The organism is Pseudomonas sp. UFMG81, from assembly GCF_015354575.1.
Lineage (GTDB): Bacteria > Pseudomonadota > Gammaproteobacteria > Pseudomonadales > Pseudomonadaceae > Aquipseudomonas.
Genome location: NZ_JACAFQ010000004.1, coordinates 152,076 through 176,590, shown reverse-complemented (window position 1 = coordinate 176,590; position 24,515 = coordinate 152,076). Strand labels below are relative to the sequence as shown.

Sequence of the window (24,515 nt, the reverse complement as noted above, 5' to 3'; positions counted from 1 at the left end):
TCGCGGGGCAAGCCCGCTCCCACGGCTCAATCGTTGACCTTCTGCCGCACCCTGGCCTCCCCGTCATGCCACCAGGCCGCCAGGCTCAACACATCCGGCGCCTTGAGGATGCTGTAGTGATCGCCCGGCCCGTCCCACACCCCCAACTGTGGCAACAAGCGCCGCCACCCCGCGCGCATCGCCGCCTGCTCGCGCTGGCTACCGGCGGCATCGAGGGTCGGGTCGGCCACCAGCACCAGGCTCACCGGCCCGTGGTACACGCCCTGGGGGCGGTACTCGGTGCGCAACGCGGCGGCGAAGGTGCGCAGCGTGCCGGCCAATGCCTGCACCCCAGCCCGGGCCGGCAACAACCCTGCCTGCTGCATGGCCGCATGCAACTGGCGCAATTGCGCGTCATCGTCGGCGTCGGCAAAGCCCTGCGCGTCGATCCCCAAGGCCTTGCCACTGCCCAGTTGCAGCGCCTCGACCAGCCGCTGCAACGCCTCGGTCGTGGTGTAGGGCCGGCCACACACACCGTCGCCGGCTGGTGCTTCGCTATCGATCAAGGTCAGCGAAGCCACCTCGCGGCTCGCCGCCTGTAGCTGGCAGGCCATGGCATGGGCCACCCAGCCGCCAAACGAATGCCCCACCAGGTGCAGCGGCCCCTGCGGGTACAGCGCCTGGAGCGCGCGCACATGGCAGTCCGCCGCCGCCTCGAGCCGGCGATGCGGCACGCTGGCGCCCTCCAGGCCACGGGCTTGCAGGCCATACACCGGCCAGCCCTGGCCCAGCGCCTCGGCCAAGCCGACGAAGCGGGTGACGCTGTCGCCGGCCCCCGGCACGCAGAACACCGGCGCATGCCCCGCCTGCCCGCTCTGAATCGCCACCAAAGGTTGATGAGGCACGGCGGCGGGTACCGGTGCCAGGGCCAGCGCCTCGCCAAGCGCCTGGCCCAGGGCCTGCACGTGAGGCGCTTGCATCATGCTCTGGTGATCGCCCGGTACCGCGATCGCCCGCAGCGCCTCCAGCCCCAACACCCGCCCCCAGCCCTCGGCCGGGCTCGCGCCACTGCGGTGCACGGCGCAGAACACGTGCACCGGCATGCCCAACGGCTCGACCCGGTAATGGGCCAGGGCATGCCCATGGGCCAGCTCGCGTTCGAGGAAGCGGCGCAGCGCGTCGTCCTCGGCCTCTGCCAACGCGCTATAGAGCAGTTGCTGATCACGGCACGCCGCCAGCAGTGCATCAAAGCCCAGGCCCTGGCGCTCCAGCACCTGCAACTTGGCCAACTGCACCTGCCCGGCCGCGCCCTGGGCTTGCCAGTACTGGGTGCAGTGCAGCAGCAAGTGACGCTCCAGCAGGCGCGACCCTTGCCAGCGCGCCTTGCCCTGGTCGGTCAGGCGCGGCAGGAAGCTGTCGATCAAACCCAGGAAGCCCACGGTTTGGTCCATCCCCAGCAACTGCGCGGCGATCTCATAGGCCAGCACCCCACCGAACGACCAGCCGGCCAGGCGATACGGCCCTTGCGGCTGCACCGCGCGGATACGCTCGATGGCCCGTGCCGCCAGGCACTCCAGGGTGCGCGGCTGCGGCTGGTCGAGGGCGATCCCCGGCACCCCGTAGATCGGGAAGTCCCCGGGCAGGTGCCGGCCCAACACCGGGAAATACACGTCCAGGCCACTGAATTCATGAATCAGGAACAGCGCAGGCTCGGTCCCCTCGCCACGCACGGTCACCAACCCGGCCGGTGCTGCTGCTTCACGCCCCATGGCCTGGGCCAGCGCGGCCACGCAGGGGTGCTGGAACAACTCGGCCAGGGTGGTCGCCAGGCCCTGCTGGCCCAGGCGGTTGACCAGGCGGATGGCACTCAACGAATGCCCGCCTAGCTCGAAGAAGTTGTCCCGGCGCCCTACCCGCGCCACCTCCAGCACCTCGCCCCAGGCCTGCGCCAGCTGTTGCTCCAGGGGCGATACCGGTGCCTCGTAGCGAGCCTGGGCGATAGCGCCCAGGTCAGGCACCGGCAGCCGTCGCCGATCGACCTTGCCGTTGTTGTTCAGCGGCAAGCTGTCGAGGCCGACCAGGGCTACCGGCACCATGTATTCCGGCAGGCGCGCCTGCAACCAGTCGCGCAGTTGCTCGGCATCCAGGTTTGCGTCGCGTTTGCTGAACCAGGCCAGCAGGCGCAGCGGCCCTTCATCCAGGCGCAAGGCCTGGACCACCACTTCACCGATGCCCGGGCAGCTCGCCATCTGCTGCTCGATCTCGCCCAGTTCGATGCGATAACCGCGGATCTTCACCTGGTCGTCATTGCGCCCCAGGCACTCCAGCTGGCCGTCCTCGCGCCAGTAGCCCAGGTCGCCCGTACGGTACAGCCGGCCGCCGGGCCGTTTGCCGAACGGGTCGTCGACAAAGCGCTCGGCGCTCAGTTCAGGGCGGTTCAGGTAACCCAGGGCCACACCCTCGCCACCGATGTACAGCTCACCGACCACGCCGACCGGCAACGGCCGCCCGTGGGCGTCGAGCACGTACACCTGGGTGTTGCCGATGGGCCGGCCAATCGGCACGCTGTCGCTGCCCTCCGGCACCTCGCGCACCGCGCTGGTGGTGGCGTAGCCAGTGGTCTCGGTGGGCCCGTAGCAATGCACCAGGCGCAGGCCCGGGGCCACGGCCAGCAGCCGGCGGAACGCCTGTGGCTCGCCGCGCTCGCCGCCACACATGAGGATGCGCAAGCCGGCCAGGGCCTCGGGGATCAGCTGCACGTACTGGTTGAACAGCGCGGTGGTCAGGAACATCACGCTCACCTCGCCCAGCACTTCGGCCAGCCGCTCAGGCGCCAGCAGGGTCGGCGGGTCGATCACCCGCAGCCGCCCGCCATTGAGCAACGCCCCCCACACCTCCACGGTGCTGGCGTCGAATGCCGGGTTGGCGGCGAAGGCCACGCAATCGTGCTCGCCGAAGTCGGCGTAGCCGTTGTTCAGCACCAGCCGGGCAATGCCCCGATGCGGGGTGCGCACGCCCTTGGGCGCGCCGCTGGAGCCAGAGGTGTACATCACGTAGGCGACGCTGTCGCCGCCCTGGGCCAGGCCCGGATTGTGTGCGGGCTGTGCGTGCAGGGCCAGGCGGTCCAGCTCGATGCGCCGGGTCGCGCCGGGCACCGAGTCGGCGGCGTGGCACAGCAGCGCCACGGCCTGGCAGTCACCAAGCATGAAGGCCTGGCGCTCGGCTGGCGCGTTGATGTCCAGCGGCACATACGCCGCCGCGCACTTGGCCACTGCCAGCTGTGCCACCAGCAGGTCCAGCGAGCGCGGCAGCAGGATCGCCACCGCCTCGCCGGGCTGCACGCCCTGGCCGATCAGGTAATGGGCCAGGCGGTTGGCGCGTTCGTTCAACTCGCCGTAATGCAACGTCCGCTCACCTTCCACAGCGGCCACGGCCAACGGATGCAGGGCGACCCGCTGCTCGAACAGGCGGTGCACGGGCAGGTCGCGCGGATAGTCACAATCGGTGGCGTTGAAGGTGTCGAGCAACCGCTCACGCTCGGCAGGCGGCACTATCGACAAGCCGTCCAGGCCCGTTTCCGGCGCCTGCAACAGCCCCAGCAGGGCCTGCTCCATATAGCCGCACAGGCGCCGTGCATCGATGCCCTCATCACTTTGCGCCGTCAGCGTGAAGCCATCGCCCAGGTCGTCGACGCTCAACGCCAGCGGGTAGTTGCTGCGCTCCTCGGCCTCGAGCAGCTCGATGCCGTGCCAGGCCATCGCGTCACCAGACGGTGCGCCGCCGTGGCGATAGTTGAGCAGCGCGCTGAACAGCGGCGCCCCGGCCGGCAAGCCACTGCAACGTTGGGCCAGGGCCAGTTGCGCATGCTCGTGGCGCAGCAATGCGCTGAGCCGCTGGTGGGTGGCCCGCAGCGCCTGGCCGGCAGTCACGCCCGCCAGGTCGACGCGCAGCGTCAGGCTGTTGATATACACCCCCACCCCCTGCTCGCTGCCCTCGCCACCCGCCAGGCGGCCCAGCAGCACGGTGCCGAACACCACACTGTCGCGCCCGGACAACTGGCCGAGCACCTGGGCCCAGGCCAGGTGCATCAGGCTGGCGGCACTCACTCCTGCTTCACGGGCCTGCTCACGGATGCGCCGGCACAGCGCCGCGTCCAGCTGCACCTGCGCCTGGCGCGGCGCATCGTGGCCATGGGGGCGCTGCTGGCCATACGGCAGGGTGGGCTCGTCGATATCGCCCAGCTGCTCACGGAAATACGCCTCGGCGGCCTGCCCTGCCTCGGCCTGCAACGTCTGGGCAATGTAATCGCGGTACGCCACGGGTGTCGGCAGGCGCTCGGGTTCACCGAGCAGCACCGCCTGCAGCTCATGGACCAGCACCTCCAGGGCGATGTGGTCCATCACCCCATGGTGGAACTGCAAGGTGGCCTCGATACGCCCATCATCGGCCGGCTGGGCATGCAGCAGGCGCAACAGCGGCGCCTGGGTCAGGTCCATGCGGGCGAACGCCGGATCGTCCAGCACCTGCACGTGCCGAACCGGCAGCTGGACGGTGCGCCACACGACTTGCACCGGGCTGTCGAGCCCCTCCCAGTGCAGGGCACTGCGCAGGCTGTCGTGACGCCCGATCACCGTTTGCAACGCTGCGGTGAAGGCTTCCAAGCGCGCGGCGTCACGGAAGGCGAAGCGCACCTGCAACAGGTAGGGGTCGGCCGCCTCGGAGTTGGCCAGATGGTGGTAGAGAATCCCGGCCTGCAACGGCCCCAGCGGGTAGATGTCCTGCACATTGGCCGTGCCACCGGCTACCTGGGCGACGATGCCGTCGATGCCAGGCTGGTCGAGGGCCACCAGTGGCAGCAGCTCGGGGGTGATGCGCTGGCAATGGGCGCCGATGCGGTTGGCCGGCACCGTGGTGGCCTGGCCGGCCGCGACCGTGGCAGCCAGCGCTGCGAGACTGGGCTCGGCGAACAGCACATGGATATCCACCGCCAGGCCCTTGGCGCGCAAACGGGCAACCAGGGTAACGGCCAGCAGCGAGTGGCCACCCAGTTCGAAGAAGTTGTCGTGCCGCCCTACCCGCTCCACGCCCAGCAGCTCGGCCCAGACCTCGGCCAACAGTTGTTCGGTGGCACCTTGCGGTGCCTCGTAGGGTCGGCTGGCCAGGGCCTCGGCACCTGGTACTGGCAGCGCCTTGCGGTCGAGCTTGCCGTTGGGGCTCAGCGGCAGGGCCTCCAGGTGCACGAACAGCGCCGGCACCATGAACTCCGGCAGGTGCTTTAGCAGCGCCGCACGCAGCGCCTCCACCGGTTGTACCTGGCCGGTGTAATAGGCCACCAGCCGACGCTCGCCCGGCGACATCTCCGGTGCCAGCACGGCGGCTTCCTGGATACCGTCCAGGCGGGTCAGCCCGGCCTGGATTTCGCCCAGTTCGATGCGCAGGCCGCGGATCTTCACCTGGTCGTCATTGCGCCCGAGGTATTCGAGGTTGCCGTCGCTCAGTTGGCGTGCCAGGTCGCCGGTACGGTACAGCCGTCCGCCCGGTGTGAACGGGTCGTCGAGGAAGCGTTCGGCGCTCAGCTCGGCGCGGTTGAGGTAACCCCGCGCCACCTGCACCCCACCGATGTACAGCTCGCCGGCCACCCCTTGCGGTACCGGTTGGCCATGGGCGTCCAGTACGTACAACGTGGTGTTGGCCACCGGCTTGCCGATGGGGGTGTTGTCCGGGGTGTGTTCCAGCGGCTCGGCGCAGTGCCAGGCGCTGACGTCCACCGCCGCTTCGGTGGGGCCGTACAGGTTGTGCAGCTCGACCCCGGCCAGCTGTGCCTTGAACCGGCGCACCAGGCTGCCGGGCAAGGCTTCGCCGCTGCACAGCACGCGCTTGAGCGCTGCACGTTCGGCTCCGCCGTGGGCGAGGAAGGCATCGAGCATCGACGGCACGAAGTGCAGGGTCGTGACCTGCTCGGCAGCGATCACCTGGCGCAGGTAGGCCGGGTCCTTGTGGCCGCCGGGGCGGGCCATCACCAGGCGCGCGCCGGTTTGCAACGGCCAGAAGAACTCCCACACCGACACGTCGAAGCTGAACGGGGTTTTCTGCAGCACCACGTCTTGAAGCGTCAGCGCATAAGCCTGTTGGGTCCACAGCAGGCGGTTGACCACACCCCGGTGCTCGTTCATCACCCCCTTGGGCAGGCCGGTGGAGCCGGAGGTGTAGATCACATAGGCCAGGTGGCGCGGGGTCAGGCCGGCCACTTGCGGGTTGCTCGCGGGCAACGCCGCCCAGGCCTCGCTGTCCAGGTCCACCACCGGTGCCGCCAGCCCCTGCGGCACCTGGCGGGTGGCCGCATGCACCAGCACCGCTACCGGGGCGCTGTCGCTGAGCATGTGGGCGATGCGCTCGGCCGGGTAGTCCGGGTCCACCGGCACGTAGGCGCCGCCAGCCTTGAGAATCGCCAGCAGCCCCACCACCATCGACAGCCCGCGCTCGACGCAGATCGCCACGCGGTCGTCCGGTTTCACCCCCAGGTCGATCAGGTAGTGGGCCAGACGGTTGGCCTGGGCGTTCAGCTCGGCGAAGCTCAATTGCCCCTCTTCGGCGCGCACGGCGATGGCCTCGGGGGTGCGTTGCACCTGGGCCTCGATCAGGCCGTGCACGGTCTGTTCGAGGTCGTAGTCGACCGCCGTGGCGTTGTAGCCAACCAACAGGCATTCGCGCTCCTGATCGGTCAGCACGTCCACCTGGGCCAGCTCGGCCTGGTCATTGGCCACCATCGCTTGCAACAACCGCTCGAAATACCCGGCATAGCGCCGCACGCTGTCTTCGTCGAACAGCGCGGTGGCATATTCCAGCGCCCCGACGATCGCCTCGCCCTGCTCCGCCAGGTTCAGCGACAGGTCGAACTTGGCCACCTGCCCCGCCTGCGCCACGCCTTCGAGGCGCAAGCCATCCAGGGTCAGCTCGCCCAGGCTGCCCGGCAGCCAGTTGAGGGTGGTCTGGAACAGCGGCGCATGGGCCAGGCTGCGCGCCGGGCGCACGGCCTCGACCACCTGCTCGAACGGCAGCGCCTGGTGGGCCTGGGCGGCCAGCAGTTGCGCCTTCACCCGGCCCAGCAAGGCCTCGGTGCTGGCGGCGCCAGCAGTGTCGATACGCAGTGCCAGGGTGTTGACGAACAACCCCACCAAGCCCTCCAGCTCGGCCTGGTCACGCCCGGCCACCGGGCAACCGATCACCACTTCCGGCTGCCCGGCCAGGCGCGCCAGCAGGCTGGCCCAGGCGGTCAGCAACAGCATGTACAAGGTTGCCCCATGGCGCAGCGCCAGGGCCCGCAGGCCGGCGCTCAGGCGCGGCTCCAGGCGGATCGCCAGGTGGGCGCCGGCGAACGATTGGCGCGCCGGGCGCGGCCGGTCCCAGGGCAGGGTCAGCAGCGCCGGTGCCCCAGCCAAGGTGCGCTGCCAGTAGTCGGCCTGCTGTTGCAGCACCTCGCCATCGAGCCAGCGCCGTTGCCACGCCGCATAGTCGGCGTACTGCACCGGCAGTGCCGGCAACGGGTCGGCCAGGCCCTGGCGCAGGGCCGGGTACAGCTGCGACAGCTCGGCGGTGAGTACCGCCAGCGAGCCGCCGTCGGCGACGATATGGTGCACGGTCAGGGCCAGCACATGGTGGTCGTCGGCCAGGCGCAGCAGGCTGGCGCGCAGCGGCAATTGGCGCGCCAGGTCGAACGGTTGCATCGCCATTTCGCCCAGGCGTTCGGCCAGGCGCCACGGCTCGGCGTGCAGGTCTTCGTGCACCAGCCAGCCAGGTGCTGGCGTGGCGTCGATCAGCACCCGCACCACCTCGCCCTCGGCGACAAAACGGCTGCGCAAGGTCTGGTGGCGCTCGACGCTGCGCAGCAGCGCACGCTCCAGCGCCTCGGCATCCAGCACGCCACGCAGCCCCAGGGCCAACGGAATGTGGTAGGCCTGCCCGGCCTCCTCCAGCTGCGCCAGGAACCACAGCCGCTGCTGGGCGAACGACAATGGCAGCACCTGCTCGCCGGCCAGTGGCAGGATCGGCGGCAAGGTACTGCGCCCGGCATCGGCCAGGCAGTGGGCCACGGCCGCCAACTCAGCGCTGGCGAACAGGGCACTGAGCGGCAGTTCCACGCCCAGGCGCAGGCGCACCTGCGCCACCATGCGCATGGCCAGCAGCGAATGCCCGCCCAGTTCGAAGAAGTGGTCGCGGCGCCCGACCCGCTCCACCTGCAGCAGCTCGCTCCAGAGCTGCGCCAGGCTGCTTTCCAGCTCGCCTTGCGGCGCCTCGTAGGCGCGCTCGAACAGAGCCGCACGGTCAGGCGCCGGCAGCGCCCGACGGTCGAGCTTGCCGTTGGCGGTCAGCGGCAACGCGTCCAGGCGCATGAAGGCCACCGGCACCATGTAGTCCGGCAGGTGGGCCTGCAACTGCGCGCGCAACCGCGCCGGCGCCGCCGCCTCGACCCCAGCTTGCGCGGTGAAGTAAGCCACCAGCCGTGGCTGGCCCGGTTGGTCCTCACGGGCCAGCACCAATGCTTCGTGGATGCCCGGCAGGCCATTGAGGCGGCTTTCGATCTCGCCCAGTTCGATGCGCACGCCACGGATCTTCACCTGGTCATCGTTGCGCCCCAGGTAGTCCAGGGTGCCGTCGGCCAGCCAGCGCACCAGGTCGCCGGTGCGGTACATGCGCCCGGGGGCGAAGGGGTCGTCGAGGAAACGTTCGGCGGTCAGTTCCGGGCGCCCCAGGTAACCCCGGGCAACGCCCGCGCCGCCGATGTACAGCTCGCCGGCCACGCCCAGCGGCACCGGCTGGCGTTGCCCGTCCAGCACGTACAACCGGGCGTTGTCCACCGGCGCACCGATGTGCGGCACACCGCCGGCCTCGACCACGCCGGAGCTGGCCACCACGGTGGTTTCGGTGGGGCCGTAGTTGTTGACCACGGTGAAGGTCTGGCCACGCTGGAACGGGCGCAGGCGATCACCGCCGACCAGCAGGGTGCGCAAGGTCGGGTGACCCAGTTGCTGGCTGAAGGCGTGCTCGGCCACCGGCGTGGGCAGGAAGCTCACGTCCAGCGGCTGCGCCTGCCACCAGCCCAGCAACGCGTCGAGGTCCTCGTTGGCCTCGGCAGGTGGCGCGATATGCAGGGTCGCGCCGCTGCACAGGGCCGGCCACAGCTCCCAGGCCATGGCATCGAAACCGAAGCCGGCCAGGCTCGAGGTGTGCCGGCCCGGGCACAGGCCAAAGGCGCGGCAGTGCCAGCCCACCAGGTTGGCCAGGGTGCGGTGTTCGACCATCACCCCCTTGGGCAGGCCGGTGGAGCCGGAGGTGTAGATCACGTAGGCCAGGTGGGCGGCGCCCAGGCCCTCGACTCGCGGGCTGTGGTCGCGGGCTGGCCAGTCGGGGTTGTCCAGGTTCAGCAGCGGCACCTGCACGGCCCCCAGGCGCCCGCGCAGGGCCTGCTGGGTCAGCACCACCTGCGGCGCACTGTCGGCCAGCAGGTAGGCGATGCGCTCGTCGGGGTGCGCCGGGTCGACCGGCACGTAGCCGGCGCCGGCCTTGAGCACGGCCAACAGGCCGACCAGGGTGTCCAGGCCACGCCGCGCCACCACCGCCACCCGCGCATCGGGGCGCACGCCGAGTTCGATCAGTCGGTGGGCCAAGGCGTTGGCCCGGCGGTCGAGGGTGGCGTAGTCCAGCTGCTGGCCCTGGCAGGTGGCGGCGATGGCCTCGGGTTGCAACAGTGCCTGGCGCTCCACCCAGCGGTGTACCGGCAGTTCGAGCTCATGTGGGTGGCCATGGGCGTTGAAGCCTTCCAGCAGCAGCGTGCGCTCTTCCAGCGGCAGCACTGACAGGCTGTGAAGCGCGGCCTGCCCATCATGCTCCAGGGCATCGAGCACACCGAGCATGGCTTGGCGCAGGTAGGCGCAGACCCGTTCCCCAGGCACTTGCGGGCTGGCCAGCAGGGTCAGGTGCAACGCCTCGCCCAGGTCGTCGACACTCAGGGTCAGCGGGTAGTTGCTGCGCTCCTCGGAGTGCAGCACCTCGATGCCAGCCCAGGCCGCGCGCGCCTGCTCACCGGCCTCGACGGCGCCATGGCGGTAATTGAACAGGCTGTTGAACAACGGCGTCGGTGCCACCACGCCGCTGCAACGCTGGGCCAGGGCCAGCGGCGCATGCTCGTGGCGCATCAGCGTGGCCAGGCGCTGGTGGGTGGCCTTGAGTGCGGCGGCAACCGCTTGCCCGCCCAGCTCGACCCGCAGCGGCAGGGTATTGATGAAGATACCCAGCGCCCGCTCGGTGGCTTCGGCGCCTTGCAGGCGGCCCATCAGCACGGTGCCGAACACCACGCTGCCTTGCCCGGTCAGGGCCCCGAGCACCTGCGCCCAGCCCAGGTGGAACAGGCTGGCCACACTGACACCCTGGGCCCGGGCCTGCTGGCGAATGCGTCGGCACAGGCCGGCGTCCAGGGCCAGGTGGTATTCACGGTTCTGCCCGCCGTCGGCCTGCACATCCTGCAGCTGATAGGCCAGGGTCGGCGCTTCCAGGTCACCGAGCATGGCGCGGAAGAACGCCTCGTGCTGGGCCTCGCTGACACCCCGGCAAGCCTGGGCCACATGGTTGCGGAACGGCACCGGCGTACCCAGTACCTCGCCCTCGCCGCGCAGCAACGCCTGCAACTCGTGGCGCACCACGTCCAGGGCGCTGTGGTCCAGGGCGATATGGTGGTAGTGCAGGCTGGCGAGGATCCGTGGGCTGTCGGGCTGGACGGTGTAGCGCAGGCGGATCAGCGGCGCCTGGGTCAGGTCGATCCAGTCATCGTCCTGGCCCTCTTCGACCCGTAGCTCGGCCTTGCGCCACACCACCTGCACCGGTTGCTCCAACCCCTGCCAATGCACCGAGGTGCGCAGGATATCGTGGCGGGCGATCACCCCACGCAGGGCCTCGGTGAAAGCCTCCAGGCGCTGGCGGTCGGCGAAGGCGAACTGCGCGCGCATCACGTAGGGGTCGCTGCCGGCGGCGCTGGCGTGGTGGTAGAGGATGCCCAATTGCAGCGGCGCCAGCGGGTAGATGTCCTGCACGTTGGCGGCCCCGCCGGGGATAGTCGCCAACAGGCGGTCGATGCTGGGCTGGTCGAGGTCGACCAGGGTCAGCATGGCCGGGGTGATGTGCGTGCAATCGGCCGCGATGCCATTGGCCGGCACCTCAACGGCGCCACGCGTGCCGGGCTGGTAGTCGCCGCTGGCGATCCGTGCGATCAACGCGGCCTTGTGCTCGCGCAGTTGCGCCACCAGCTGCGGGTCGCTCAGCGCCTGGCGATTGCCCTGCACCGCCAGCTGGCCATCCTTGAGGGCCAGCTGGATATCGTTGGCGGCCAGGGTGGCCAGTAGTCGTTCAATGCTCACAGGACGATCTCCATTCTGTCTGTGATGGCTGCGTAGCCGGCCACGGTGGGGTGTTCGAACAGCGCGCGCACGTCGGCCTCCAGGCCCTGTTCGCGCAGGCGGGCGGTCAGGGTCACCGCCAGCAGCGAGTGGCCGCCCAGCTCGAAGAAGTTGTCGTGCCGCCCTACCCGCTCCACCCCCAGCAGCTCGGCCCAGACCTCGGCCAACATTTGTTCGGTAGCGCCTTGCGGTGCCTCGTAAGGCTTGCTGGCCAGGGCCTCGGCGCCCGGCAGCGGCAGCGCCTTGCGGTCGAGCTTGCCGTTGGGGCTCAGCGGCAGTGCCTCCAGGTGCACGAACAGCGCCGGCACCATGAACTCCGGCAGGTGCTTGAGCAGCGCCGCACGCAGCACCTCCACCGGTTGTACCTGGCCGGTGTAGTAGGCCACCAACCGACGCTCGCCCGGCGGCATCTCCGGCGCCAGCACGGCGGCTTCCTGGATACCGTCCAGGCGGGTCAGCCCAGCCTGGATTTCGCCCAGCTCGATGCGCAGGCCGCGGATCTTCACCTGGTCATCGTTACGGCCGAGGTATTCGAGGGTGCCGTCGCTCAGGTGGCGTGCCAGGTCGCCGGTGCGGTACAGCCGCCCACCCGGGGTGAACGGATCGTCGAGGAAGCGTTCGGCGCTCAGCTCGGCGCGGTTGAGGTAGCCCCGCGCCACCTGCACCCCACCGATATACAGCTCACCCGCCACGCCCTGCGGCACCGGCTGGCCATGGGCGTCCAACACGTACAACTCAGTGTTGGCCACCGGCTTGCCGATCGGGGTGTTGTCCGGCGTGTGCTCCAGCGGCTCGGCGCAGTGCCAGGCGCTGACGTCCACCGCCGCTTCGGTGGGGCCGTACAGGTTGTGCAGCTCGACCCCGGCCAGCTGTGCCTTGAACCGGCGCACCAGGCTGCCGGGCAAGGCTTCGCCGCTGCACAGCACGCGCTTGAGCGCTGCACGTTCGGCTCCGCCGTGGGCGAGGAAGGCATCGAGCATCGACGGTACGAAGTGCAGGGTCGTGACCTGCTCGGCAGCGATCACCTGGCGCAGGTAGGCCGGGTCCTTGTGCCCGCCGGGGCGGGCCATCACCAGGCGCGCGCCGGTCTGCAACGGCCAGAAGAACTCCCACACCGACACGTCGAAGCTGAACGGGGTTTTCTGCAGCACCACGTCGTCGATTTGCAAGCCGTAAGCCTGCTGGGTCCACAGCAAGCGGTTGACCACGCCCCGGTGCTCGTTCATCACCCCTTTGGGCAGGCCGGTAGAGCCGGAGGTGTAGATCACATAGGCCAGGTGGCGCGGGGTCAGGCCGGCCACTTGCGGGTTGCTCGCAGGCAACGCCGCCCAGGCATCGTTGTCCAGGTCCACCAACGGCACTGTCGGGCCCTGCGGGACGTGGCGGGTAGCCGCATGCACCAGCACCGCCACCGGGGCGCTGTCGGTGAGCATGTGGGCGATGCGCTCGGCCGGGTAGTCCGGGTCCACCGGCACGTAGGCACCGCCGGACTTGAGGATCGCCAGCAGCCCCACCACCATCGACAGCCCGCGCTCGACGCAGATCGCCACGCGGTCGTCCGCTTTCACCCCCAGGGCGATCAGGTGATGAGCCAGGCGGTTGGCCTGGGCGTTCAGCTGGGCGAAGCTCAGTTGCCCCTCTTCGGCACGCACGGCGATGGCCTCGGGGGTGCGTTGCACCTGGGCCTCGATCAGGCCGTGCACGGTCTGCTCGAGGTCGTAGTCGACCGTCGTGGCGTTGTAGCCAACCAACAGACGTTCGCGCTCCTCGGGCTGCAAGGCACCAATCCGTTGCACCGGCAGCATCGGCTGCTGCTCCAGGGCCTGAACCAGGCCATCGAGCACAACGCGCATCTGCCCGCAGATTCGCCCGGCACCGACCTGCCCGGGTACCTGCGCGGTCAGGCGCAGGCCATCGCCGAAGTCGTCGACGTTGAGGCTGAACAGGTAGTTGGTGCGCTCCTCGCTGGCCAAGGTTTCGATGCCCTGCCAGGCATCGCGCTGCACCTGGCTGTCGGCCTCGCCGTGGCGGTAGTTGAGCATCGCGCTGAACAGCGGTTGTGGCGCGGCCACCGCGCTGCAGCGCAGGGCCTGCGCCAGCGAGGCGTGCTCATGGGCCAGCAGCGCGCTCAGACGTTGATGGGTGGCACGCACCGCCTCGCCCACACCTACCTCGCCCAGGTCCAGGCGCAGCGGCAGGGTGTTGATGAACATGCCCAGGCCATGGCTGGCCCCGGCCCCGCCTTGCATCCGGCCGAGCAGCACGGTACCGAACACCACCGTCGCCTTGCCGCTGGCCGCCGCCAGCAGGCGCCCCCAGGCCAGGTGCAACAGGCTCGCGGTGCCCACACCTTGCTTGCGGGCCTGCTCGCGCAGCCGGCGCTCCAGGGCGGCGGGCAACATTACCTGTGCTTCTTCGATAGCACCGGCCACCCCGTGCAGCGGGTTCAGGCCATAAGGCAGGGTCGGCTCGTCGATAGCGCCCAGCTGTGCACGGAAGAACGCTTGGTGCTCGGCTTCGCTGACACCCAGGCGTGCCTGGGCCACGTAGTTGCGGTAGGGCACCGCCGTTGGCAGTGGCGCGTCCCGCCCGTCGAGGTGAGCGAGCATTTCAGCGCGCACCACGTCCAACGCCGTGTGGTCGAGCACCGTATGGTGGAATTGCAGGGTGGCAAGGATCCGCGGGCTGCCTGGAGTACGGCTGAAGTACAGGCGAATCAGCGGTGCCTGGGCCAGGTCGAGCCATTGCTCAGGCGCGCCTGGCTGCTCGCTCACCTGCAGCTCGGCTTGGCGCCAGACTACCTGCACCGGTTGTGGCAGCCCTTCCCACAGCACCGAGGTGCGCAGGATGTCATGCCGGGCGATGACCTTGCGCAGCGCAGTGACGAAGCCGTGCAGGCGCGCCTCGCTGGCGAACGCCAGGCGCGATTGCAGCACGTAGGGGTCGCTGCCGTCGGCGCTGAGGTGATGGTAGAGAATGCCCTCCTGCAACGGCGCCAGGGGGTAGATGTCCTGCACATTGGCGGCGCCGCCCGGCACGCTGGCGACGATGCGTTCGATGTGTCGGGGCTCGAGGTCCACCAGGCCGAGCATGTCCGGGGTGATGTGGGAGCAACCCGCAGGAATGCCGTTGGCCGGCACCACCACTTGGCGAACCGCCTCCTGCGTGGCGGCCAGGGCGGCGACGCTCGGCTGGCTGAACAGCAGCCGCACATCGCACTCCAACCCCTGCTGGCGCAGCTGGTCGATCAGGTTCACGGCCAACAGCGAATGGCCACCCAGCTCGAAGAAGTTGTCATGGCGCCCTACCCGCTCCACCCCCAGCACCGCGGCCCACACCCGGGCCATGGCGACCTCACGCTCGCCTTGCGGGGCCTCGTAGGCCTGGCTCGCCAGGCTCGTCGGGTCAGGGTCGGGCAATGCGCGGCGGTCGAGCTTGCCATGGGGCGTCAGGGGCAAGGCGTCGAGGCGAACGAACGCTTGCGGCACCAGGTGCGAAGGCAAGCTCGCCTGCAACGCCTGGCGTACGGCGTCGGTGGTCACTTCACCGGCCGCGCAGTACCAGGCCAACAGCCGCTCGCCACGCACCAGCACGGCGGCATCTGCCACCCCGGGCACGGCCGCCAGCGCCGCCTCGATCTCGCCCAGCTCGACCCGCACCCCGCGCACCTTCACCTGGTCATCGTTGCGCGCCACATAGTCCAGGGTGCCGTCGGCCTGCCAGCGCACCAGGTCGCCACTGCGGTACATGCGCCCGGGGGCGAACGGGTCGTCGAAGAAGCGGTCGGCGGTCAGGTCCGGGCGGTTCAGGTAGCCACGGGCGACCCCGGCGCCACCGATGTACAACTCGCCCACCGCGCCCACCGGCACCGGCTGGCGCTGGCCGTCGAGCACATACGCCCGGGTGTTGGCGATCGGCCGGCCGATGTGCGCCATGGCGCCCGCCGCCACCTGGCCGGAGGTGGCCACCACGGTGGTTTCGGTGGGGCCGTAGTTGTTGACCACGGCAAAGCCTGGGTCGGCGCTGATGGGGCGCAGGCGATCACCGCCGGTCAGCAGGGTGCGCAGGGTCGGGTGCCCGCTGCCTGCGCGCAGCACCTGCTCGGCCAGCGGCGTAGGCAGGAAGCTGACCTCCAGCGGGGTGGCCCGCCACCAGTCCAGCAGCGCCTGGACATCCTCACCCGCCACCTCGGCCGGCGGCAGGTGCAGCACGGCGCCGGCGCACAACGCCGGCCACACTTCCCAGGCCATGGCGTCGAAGCCGAAGCCTGCGACGCTGGACACTTGGCTGCCTGCCCGCAGGGCAAAGGCTTCGGCGTGCCAATGGATGAGGTTGGCCAAGGTCCGGTGCTCGACCATCACCCCCTTGGGCTGCCCGGTGGAGCCGGAGGTGTAGACCACGTAGGCCAGGTCGTCGGCGCTCAGGCCGGGCACCTGCGGGTCATGCTCGGGTGCGCCATGCCAGCCGCCGTGATCCAGGTCCAGGCGGGCGATGCCGTAAGGCAGGCGCGGGTTGCCCGACTCGGCCAGCACCAGGGCCGGCGTGCTGTCCTGCAACAGGTAGGCGATGCGTTCGGCCGGGTAAGCCGGGTCCACCGGCACATAGGCGGCGCCGGCCTTGAGCACCGCCAGCAACGCCACCAGGCGCTGCGGGGTACGCGGCAGGCACAACGCCACCCGCGCGCCCCGCTGCACACCCAGGGCTATCAGCTGATGGGCCAGGCGGTTGGCGGCGCGGTTCAGTTCGGCATAACCGATGACCTCCTCGCCCTGCACCACGGCGCGGGCCTGGGGCGTGCGGGCGGCCTGGGCCTCGAACAGGGCGTGTACGGTGTGGCCCTCAGGGTAGCGGCGCGCGGTGTCATTAAATTCGACGAGCAGATGCTCGCGCTCTGCCTCGGCCAGCATCGACAGGCACTCGACCGGGGTGTGCGGCGCCTGCTCCAGCGCCTGCACCAGTTGCCCCAGGGCGGTGGCCATCCAGCCGGCGACACGCCCGGCACCGATGCCGGCCAGGGCCAGCACGGCCAGGTCGAAGCCTTCGCCCAGGTCATCGACGCTCAGGGTCAGTGGGTAGTTGCTGCGCTCCTCGCCGCCCAGCAGGCGCACGCCCTGCCAGATGCCCTCGCCGTCACGCCGCGCGTCGGCGGCGCTGTGGCGGTAGTTGAGCAAGGCGCTGAACAGCGGCAGGCCCGCAGGCACGGCGCTGCAGCGCTGGGCCAGGGCCAGCGAGGCATGCTCGTGCCCCAGCAGCGCCGACAACCCGATGTGGGTGGCGCGCACAGCGGCCTCCACCGGCGCCGTGGTGTCGACCCGCAGCGGCAGGGTGTTGATGAACACCCCCAGCGCCCGGTCAGCGCCTTCGCCGCCTTGCAGGCGCCCCATCAATACGGTGCCGAACACCACGTCGCTGCGGTTGGCCAGCACTCCCAACAACCGTGCCCAGGCCAGGTGCGCCACGCTGGCAGCACTCACGCCCAGGCGCCGCGCCTGTTCGCGCAGGCGCCGGGCCAAGCTGGCGTCCAGTGCCAGGCGCGCCTCCTCGATGCCATGGCCTTCACCCTGCACATCGTGCAGGCCAAACGGCAGGGTCGGTTCCTCGACATCGCCGAGCATCGTGCGGAAGAACGCCTCATGGCGCTGCGGGTCGTCGCCCAGGCGGGCCTGGGCCACATAGTTGCGGTATGGCACCGGCGTGCCCAGCCCCGCACCGCCGGCGAACAGCAGCGCCTGCATTTCCGCACCGACCACGTCCATGGCGGTGTGGTCCAGGGCCAGGTGATGGAACAGCAGGATCGCCACCACCTGGCGATTGACCGGGTCGTGGGCGTAGACCAGGCGCAACAGCGGCGCCTGGCCCAGGTCGATACGCTGTTGGCGGGCGTCGAAACGGGCCTGCAACTGGTCGATGGCCGGGGTCGATGCCGCCGGCTCCACGGCGACCTCATCGACGGCCAGGCGGGCCTGGCGCCACACCACTTGTACCGGTTCGTCCAGGCCCTCCCACAACAGCGCGGTGCGCAGGATGTCATGGCGGTCGATGACCTGTTGCAAGGCGCCGGCCCAGGCCCGCAGGCGTTCGAGGCTGTCGAAGGCCAGGCGCGATTGCAGCAGGTACGGGTCGCCCTGGGCGGCGCTGCGGTGGTGGTAGAGGATGCCCGCCTGCAACGGCGCCAGGGGGTAGATTTCCTGCACGTTGGCCGCCCCGCCCGGCACCGTGGCGACGATGCGTGCGATGGCGGCCGGGTCGAGGTCGATCAGGCTGAGCATGGCCGGGGTGATCTGCCGGGCATCGCTGGGCACGCGGTTCTCCGGAACCTGCACTTCACGGCCGCTGCCCACCGCTGCGGCCAGGGCCGCCAGGGTCGGTTGGGCGAACAGCACACGCACGTCGGCGCCAAGGCCGGCCTTGCGCATGCGCTCCACCAGGGTCACCGCCAGCAGCGAATGGCCGCCAAGTTCGAAGAAGTGATCGTGACGGCCGACCCGCTCGACCTTGAGCAGCTCGGCCCAGATCTGCGCCAGGGCGGTTTCCACGTCCCCTTGCGGCGCGGCGAACGCGCGGCTGACCACGGCGGCCTGGTCGGGCGCCGGCAAGGCGCTGCGGTCGAGCTTGCCGTTGGCGGTCAACGGCCACTGGGCCACGGCGACATAGGCCGCCGGCACCATGTAGTCCGGCAACTGGCCCTGCAACTGCTCGTGCAGCGCATGGATCGCGGGGGCCTCGCCCTCGGCACTGAAATACGCCACCAGGCGCTTGTCGCCCGGCACGTCCTCGCGCACCAGCACCACGGCGTCACGCACCCCCGCGCAGGCAGCCAGGCGCGCCTCGATTTCGCCCGGTTCGATACGGAAGCCCCGCAGCTTGACCTGCTGGTCGCTGCGCCCGTGGTAGCGCAGGGTGCCATCGGCCTGCCAGCTGACCCGGTCGCCACTGCGGTACATGCGCGCCCCAGGGACTGTGCTGAACGGGTCGTCGAGGAAGCGCTCGGCGGTCAGTTGCGGCTGGCCGAGATACCCCAGGGCCACCCCGTCCCCCCCAAGGTACAGCTCGCCCACCGCGCCCACCGGCAGCGGCTGTTGGCGGGCATCGAGCACGTAACAGCGGCTGTTGCCGATTGGCCGGCCAATGGGGATGGCACCCTCGCCCACCGCGACGATCGCGTGGGTGGTGCTGAAGGTGGTGGCCTCGGTGGGACCGTAGCCATTGAGCAGGTGCCGTGGCGCGCCGTCGCGCAGCACCCGGGCGACCACCGCCGGGTCAAGCACGTCGCCGCCCACCATCAGGTAGCGCAGGGTGCGGAAGATCGGCAGCAGCTCGCCGGCGTACTGGTGGAACAACCCGGCGGTCAGCCATAGCACCGTCACACCGCCGTGGAGCAGCGCCTGCCCCAGGCTGTGCGGCGCCAACACCTGATGCTGGTCGATCACCACCACGGCGCCACCGTTGAGCAACGGTGCCCAGACCTCCAGGGTGCTGGCGTCGAAGGCCGGGTTGGAGGCGAAGGCCACCCGGTCGCTGGCGCTGAAGTCGGCGAAGCCATTGTTGATGACCAGGCGGACAATGGCTCGGTGCGGCACCTGTACCCCCTTGGGCGTGCCGGTGGAGCCAGAGGTGTACATGACGTAGGCGACATCGTGCGCGGCCACCGGGATATCCAGCAGGTGGTCGGGGTAGGCGTCCAACGCCAGCGTGTCCAGTTCGACCCGCAGGCCAAGGCCCAGCCTTGGCTGGTCGGTGTGGGTCAGCAGCAACGCGGCGCCGCAGTCGTCGAGCATCCGCGCCAGGCGCTCGCCGGGCGCATGGGTATCCAGCGGCACGTAGGCCGCACCGCACTTGCTCACAGCCAATTGCGCGGCCAGCAAGTCGAACCCACGCGGCAGCAGCAGCGCCACCCGCTCGCCGGGGCGCAGGCCCAGGTCCAGCAGATGGCGGGCCAGGCGGTTGGCGTGGCGGTCGAGTTCACCGTAGCGCCACTGTCGCTGGCCATGAATCACCGCCACGGCATCAGCCGCGGCTGCGGCGCGGGCCTCGAACAGTGCATGCAGCGGTTGCTGGCGCGGGTAGTCGCGCTCAGTGGCGTTGAAGCGTTGCAACACCCGGTAGCGCTCGGCCGATGACAGGCTGCTGACGCTGTGCAGGGCGCTGCCGGGGGCCTGTTCCAATGCCTGGGCAAGATGTTCCAGGGCGCAGGCCAGCAGCGCGCAGACCTGCCCGCCATCGACCTGGGGCACTGCCTGTACGGTCAGTGCCAGCCCTTCGCCGAGGTCATCGACGTTGACCACCAGTGGGTAGTTGCTGCGCTCGCGCGATGCCAGCAGCTCGATACCGGCCCAACCCAGGCCATCACCCGCCGCCCGTGGCGTGCTGTGGCGGAAGTTCAGCAGGCTGGTGAACAACGCCTGCGCAGCCGGCACGCCGCTGCAACGCAGGGCCTGGGCCAGCGAAGCCTGTTCATGCCCCAGCAGCCGCGCCAGGCGCTGGTGGGTGCGGCGCACGCCCTCGGCCACGCTTAGGCCATCGACGCTCACCCGCAGCGGCAGGGTGTTGATGAACATGCCCAGCGCCCGGTCGGCCCCGGCGCCGCCTTGCAGGCGGCCGAGCAGCACAGTACCGAACACCACCTCGTCGCGCCCGCTCAACTGGGCCAGCACCTGGCCCCAGGCCTGGTGCACCAGGCTGGCAAGGCTCACCCCCAGTTGCCGGGCCTGCACCCGCAGGCGCCCGGCCAGCGCGGCATCCAGCGCCTGGTGGCTGTCGCGCACGGCAACGCCGTCGCCCTGCACATCGCGCAGGCCGAACACCTCGGTCGGCGCGTCGATATCGCCCAGCAGTTCGCGGAACATCGCCTCGTCCGCCGCCGGGTCGGCGCCCAGGCGGGCGCGGGCCACGTAGTGGCGGTACGGCACGCTGTCGAGCTCGAGGGCACGGCCCTGCAACACCGCACCCACCTGGGCCACCAGCAGCTCCACGGCGGTGTGGTCGAGCAGGATATGGTGCAGCAGCAGGGTCGCCTCCAGCCGCTCGCCTTCGGTGTGGCGCACCAACTGCATCAAGGGTGCCTGGGTCAGGTCCAGGCGCTGCAGGTCGGCCTGCTCGACCACGCGCAGCTGCGCCTGGCGGTGCACCACTTGCACGGCCTCCTCCAGCCCGGCCCAGTGCAGGCTGGTGCGCAGGATGTCGTGCTCGGCGATCACCGCGTCCAGGGCGGCGACGAAGCCGCGCAGCTCGGCGTCGCCGGCGAAGGCGAAGCGCGCGCGCAGCACATAGGGGTCGGCCCCGGCACTGGCCAGGTGGTGGTAGAGGATGCCCTGCTGCAAGGGTGCCAGGCCGTAGATGTCCTGCACGTTGGCGCTGCCGCCGGGGATGCGCGTCACCAGGTCGTCGAGGGCGGCCTGGTCGAGTTCGGCCAGGGGCAGCATGTGCGGCTCGATGCGGGTGCAGCCGGACGGGATCCGGTTGGCCGGCACCGGCTGCGCGGCGTGCGGGCTGACCGTGGCGGCCAGCGCGGCCAGGGTCGGCTGGCCAAACAGCACGCGCACATCGGCGGCCAGGTCGTGCTGACGCATGCGCTCGACCAGCTTGACCGCCAGCAGCGAATGGCCACCCAGTTCGAAGAAATTGTCATGCCGACCGACCTGCTCGATGCCCAGCAGTTGCTGCCAGAGCTGCGCGATGCGCTGCTCCGTCTCGCCCTCGGGGGCCTCGTAAACGCGGCGGGCGAAGGCTTGGCCATCGGGCTCGGGCAGCGCCTTGCGGTCAAGCTTGCCGTTGCCGGTCAGCGGGAAGCTGTCCAGGCGCACGAAGGCGGCCGGCACCATGTACTCGGCCAGGTCCGCGAGCAGCGCCTGGCGCAGTGTGTTGGCACTGGGCGCGGCGCCCGTCTCGGCCAGCCACCAGGCGACCAGGCGCGGCTCGCCGGCACTGTCGCGGCGGGCCAGCACCACGGCTTCACGCACACCGGGGCAAGCCGCCAGGCGGGCCTCGATCTCACCCAGTTCGATACGGAAGCCACGGATCTTCACCTGGTCGTCGTTGCGGCCCAGGTAGTCCAGGCTGCCGTCGGCGGCCCAGCGCGCCAGGTCACCGGTCTTGTACAGGCGCCCGCCCGCCACGAACGGGTCGGCGATAAAGCGCTCGGCGGTCAGTGCGTCACGGTTCAGGTAACCCCGGGCAACCCCCGCGCCACCGACATACAGCTCGCCGGCGACACCCGCCGGCACCGGTTGGCGCCGGGCATCGAGCACGTACAGGCGCAGGTCGGGGATGCGCATGCCGATGGGGCTTGCGCCGAGCAGCTGGGCATCGGCGGCCTGCAACGGGCGGTAGGTCACGTGCACGGTGGTCTCGGTGATGCCGTACATGTTCACCAGGCGGGTGCCGGCGTTGTCGATGCGTGCGTACCAGGGCTTGAGCGTGCCCGGCTCCAGCGCTTCGCCACCGAAGATCACCTGGCGCAGCGAATGCTGCAGGGTGCTGCGGCCCTGGGCGGCGATCAGCTGGCGGAACGCGCTGGGGGTCTGGTTGAGGATGCTTACGCCGCTCTGGCACAGCAACGCGTAGCACTCATCGGGAGCGCGGCTGATGCGCTGCGGCACGATCAGCAACTGGCCGCCGTAGGCCAGCGCGCCCCAGATCTCCCAAACCGAGAAGTCGAAGGCGAACGAATGGAACAGCGCCCAGACGTCCTGCGGGTTGAAGCCGAACCAGTCGTGGGTGGCGCTGAACAAGCGGCTGGCATTGCCATGCTCGACCATCACGCCCTTGGGCAGGCCGGTGGAGCCGGAGGTGTAGATCACGTAGGCCAGGTGCGAGGGCAACAGGCCCTGCGGCCGTGGGTTGCCGTGGGCCTCATCGGCAAGCGTAGGGTCGTCCAGGTCGATCACCGGCACCGACGGCGTGCCCAGCAGCGCGAGGCAGTCGGCCTGGCTGAGTACGGCCCGCGGCGCGCTGTCGGCCAGGGTGAAGGCGATACGCTGGGCCGGCGCGGCGGGGTCGATGGGTACATAGGCGGCGCCGGCCTTGAGCACCCCGAGCAGGCCGACGATCATCGCCGGGCCACGCTCGACGCAAATCGCCACCCGTTGGTCAGGGCCAATGCCCAGGCCGATCAGGCGGTGGGCCAGCTGGTTGGCGCGGCGGTTGAGCTCGCCATAGCTCAGAGTCTGCTGTTCGAAGATCAGCGCGGTGGCCTCGGGGCGCGCCTCGGCGTGTACTTCGAAACGCTGGTGCAGCAAGGGCGTCAGCGGTGCCGCCAGCTGTGGGGTGTTGCAGCTGTGCAGCCGTTGCTCGCGTTCCGCAGGCGGCAGCACGGGCAGCTCATGCAGGGCCGTGTTCGGCGCCTGCTCCAGCGCCTCGACGAGCTGCCCGAGGGTGTGCGCAAGATAGCCAGCGACCCGTTGCGCGCCGAGGGGCTCAGCCACCAGCGCGGTGATACGGAAGTCCTCGCCCAGGTCATCGATGTTCAGGGTCAGCGGGTAATTGGTGCGCTCCTGTGCGCCCAGCACGCTGATGCCCGGCGCCACGTCGATCACCTCGGCGGCATCGCCGGCGGCGCTGTGGCGGTAGTTGAGCACCGTGTTGAACAGCGCGGTCGGCGCGGCCACACCGCTGCAACGCTGGGCCTCGGCCAAGGATGCCTGTTCATGGCCGAGCAGGCCGGTGAGGCGCCGGTGGGTGGCCAGCAGCCCGTCGCGCACCGCCGTCGCGCCGACATCCACGCGCAGCGGCAGGGTGTTGATGAACAGGCCCAGCGCCTGCTCACCCCCCGCGCCAGCCTCCATGCGCCCCAGCAGCACGCTGCCGAACACCACCGCCTCGCGACCGGACAACACCCCCAGCACCCGCGCCAGGCCCAGGTGCATCAGGCTCGCCGGGCTGACCCCGAGCTGACGCGCCATCGCCCGCAGGCGCAGGCTCAACTCACGGGGCAACGTATGCCGGGCCTCCTCGACTTCAAGGCCCTCGCTTTCGGGCAGGCCGAAGGCCAGGGTCGGCTCGTCGATGTCGGCCAGCATCTCGCTGAAGAACGTTTGCTGCGCCGCGTCGTCGCGGGCCAGGCGCGCTTCGGCCAGCAGGTCGCGGAATGGCACTGCGGCGCCCAGCTGCCCGGTCTGGCCGGTGAGGTGGGCGTGCAGCTCGTGGCGCACGATGTCCAGCGCGGCGTGGTCCATCACCGTGTGGTGGAACAGCAGCAGGCCAGCCACCTCGCCCCCCGCCCCCGGTGCGTGCACCAGGCGCAGCAGCGGCGCCTGGCCCAGGTCGAGGCGGAAGGTGCGGGCGTCGAAGCGTGCCCGCAATTGCGCCAGGGCATCGCCCGGGCCGTCCAGCGGCACTGCCTGGCACACCAGCGGCGCCTCGCGCCAGACCACCTGCAGCGGTTCGTCCAGGCGCTCCCAGACCAGCGCTGTGCGCAGGATGTCGTGGCGCTGGATCACCCACTGCAGCGCTTCGCAAAATGCCTCGAGGTGCGCGGCGCTGGCGAAACGCAGCTGCGCCTGCAACAGGTACGGGTCGCCGGTGCGGGCGCTGAGGTGGTGGTAGAGCATGCCCTCCTGCAACGGCGCCAGGGGGTAGATGTCCTGCACGTTGGCCGCGCCGCCCGGCACCGTGGCGACGATGCGGTCGATGGCGGCCTGGTCCAGGTCCACCAGTCCGAGCATGTCCGGCGTGATGCGCAGCGCCGGGCTCACCCAGTCGTCGCCCTGCCCGGCCAGCAGTGCCAGCAGCGCTGCCTTGTGGTCGGCCAGGGCCTGCCACAGGTCGTCGTCCAGGGCATCGTCGGCGCCCAGCACCACAAGGTCGTCGGCGTCACGCTGCAGACGGATCGCACGGGTGGAGAGCACAGCCATCAATTCGCTCAGGGGCATGGGTAAGCATCCTGCTTTGCCAGTCAATGAAGTGGTCGTGAAGCTAATGGATCGGGGGGGATGGGGCTGACAGGGGAAGGGGGGACAATGCGCCGCGGTCCCCGCACCACCTCGATACCGCGGCGTACAAACAAGGCGGACGGTGGAGACCTCACAGACATAACTGGCCCGAAACAAACTGTGGGAGCCGGCTTGCCGGCGATGCGCCGCNCGNGCGGCG

General features: G+C 70.3%; 2 protein-coding genes. Both read right to left on the bottom strand.

Going from position 1 to position 24,515, the window contains the following annotated elements:
* Window positions 1–26: 26 nt before the first annotated feature.
* The gene (locus IX761_RS04985; RefSeq protein WP_194788520.1) at window positions 27–11,387 is read right to left on the bottom strand and encodes a non-ribosomal peptide synthetase; all 11,361 of its coding nucleotides are present in this window, start codon (window positions 11,385–11,387) and stop codon (window positions 27–29) included.
* Complete coding sequence (locus IX761_RS04980) at window positions 11,384–24,295, bottom strand: non-ribosomal peptide synthetase (RefSeq protein ID WP_194788519.1); 12,912 nt, start codon at window positions 24,293–24,295, stop codon at window positions 11,384–11,386. Before IX761_RS04980 ends, IX761_RS04985 begins: the two co-directional genes overlap by 4 nt.
* Between the last annotated feature and the right edge of the window lie 220 nt (window positions 24,296–24,515).

Coding starts and splice junctions, on each gene's coding strand:
- IX761_RS04980 (WP_194788519.1), bottom strand. CDS start 24,295: ATGCCCCTGAGCGAATTGATGGCTGTGCTCTCCACCCGTGCGATCCGT.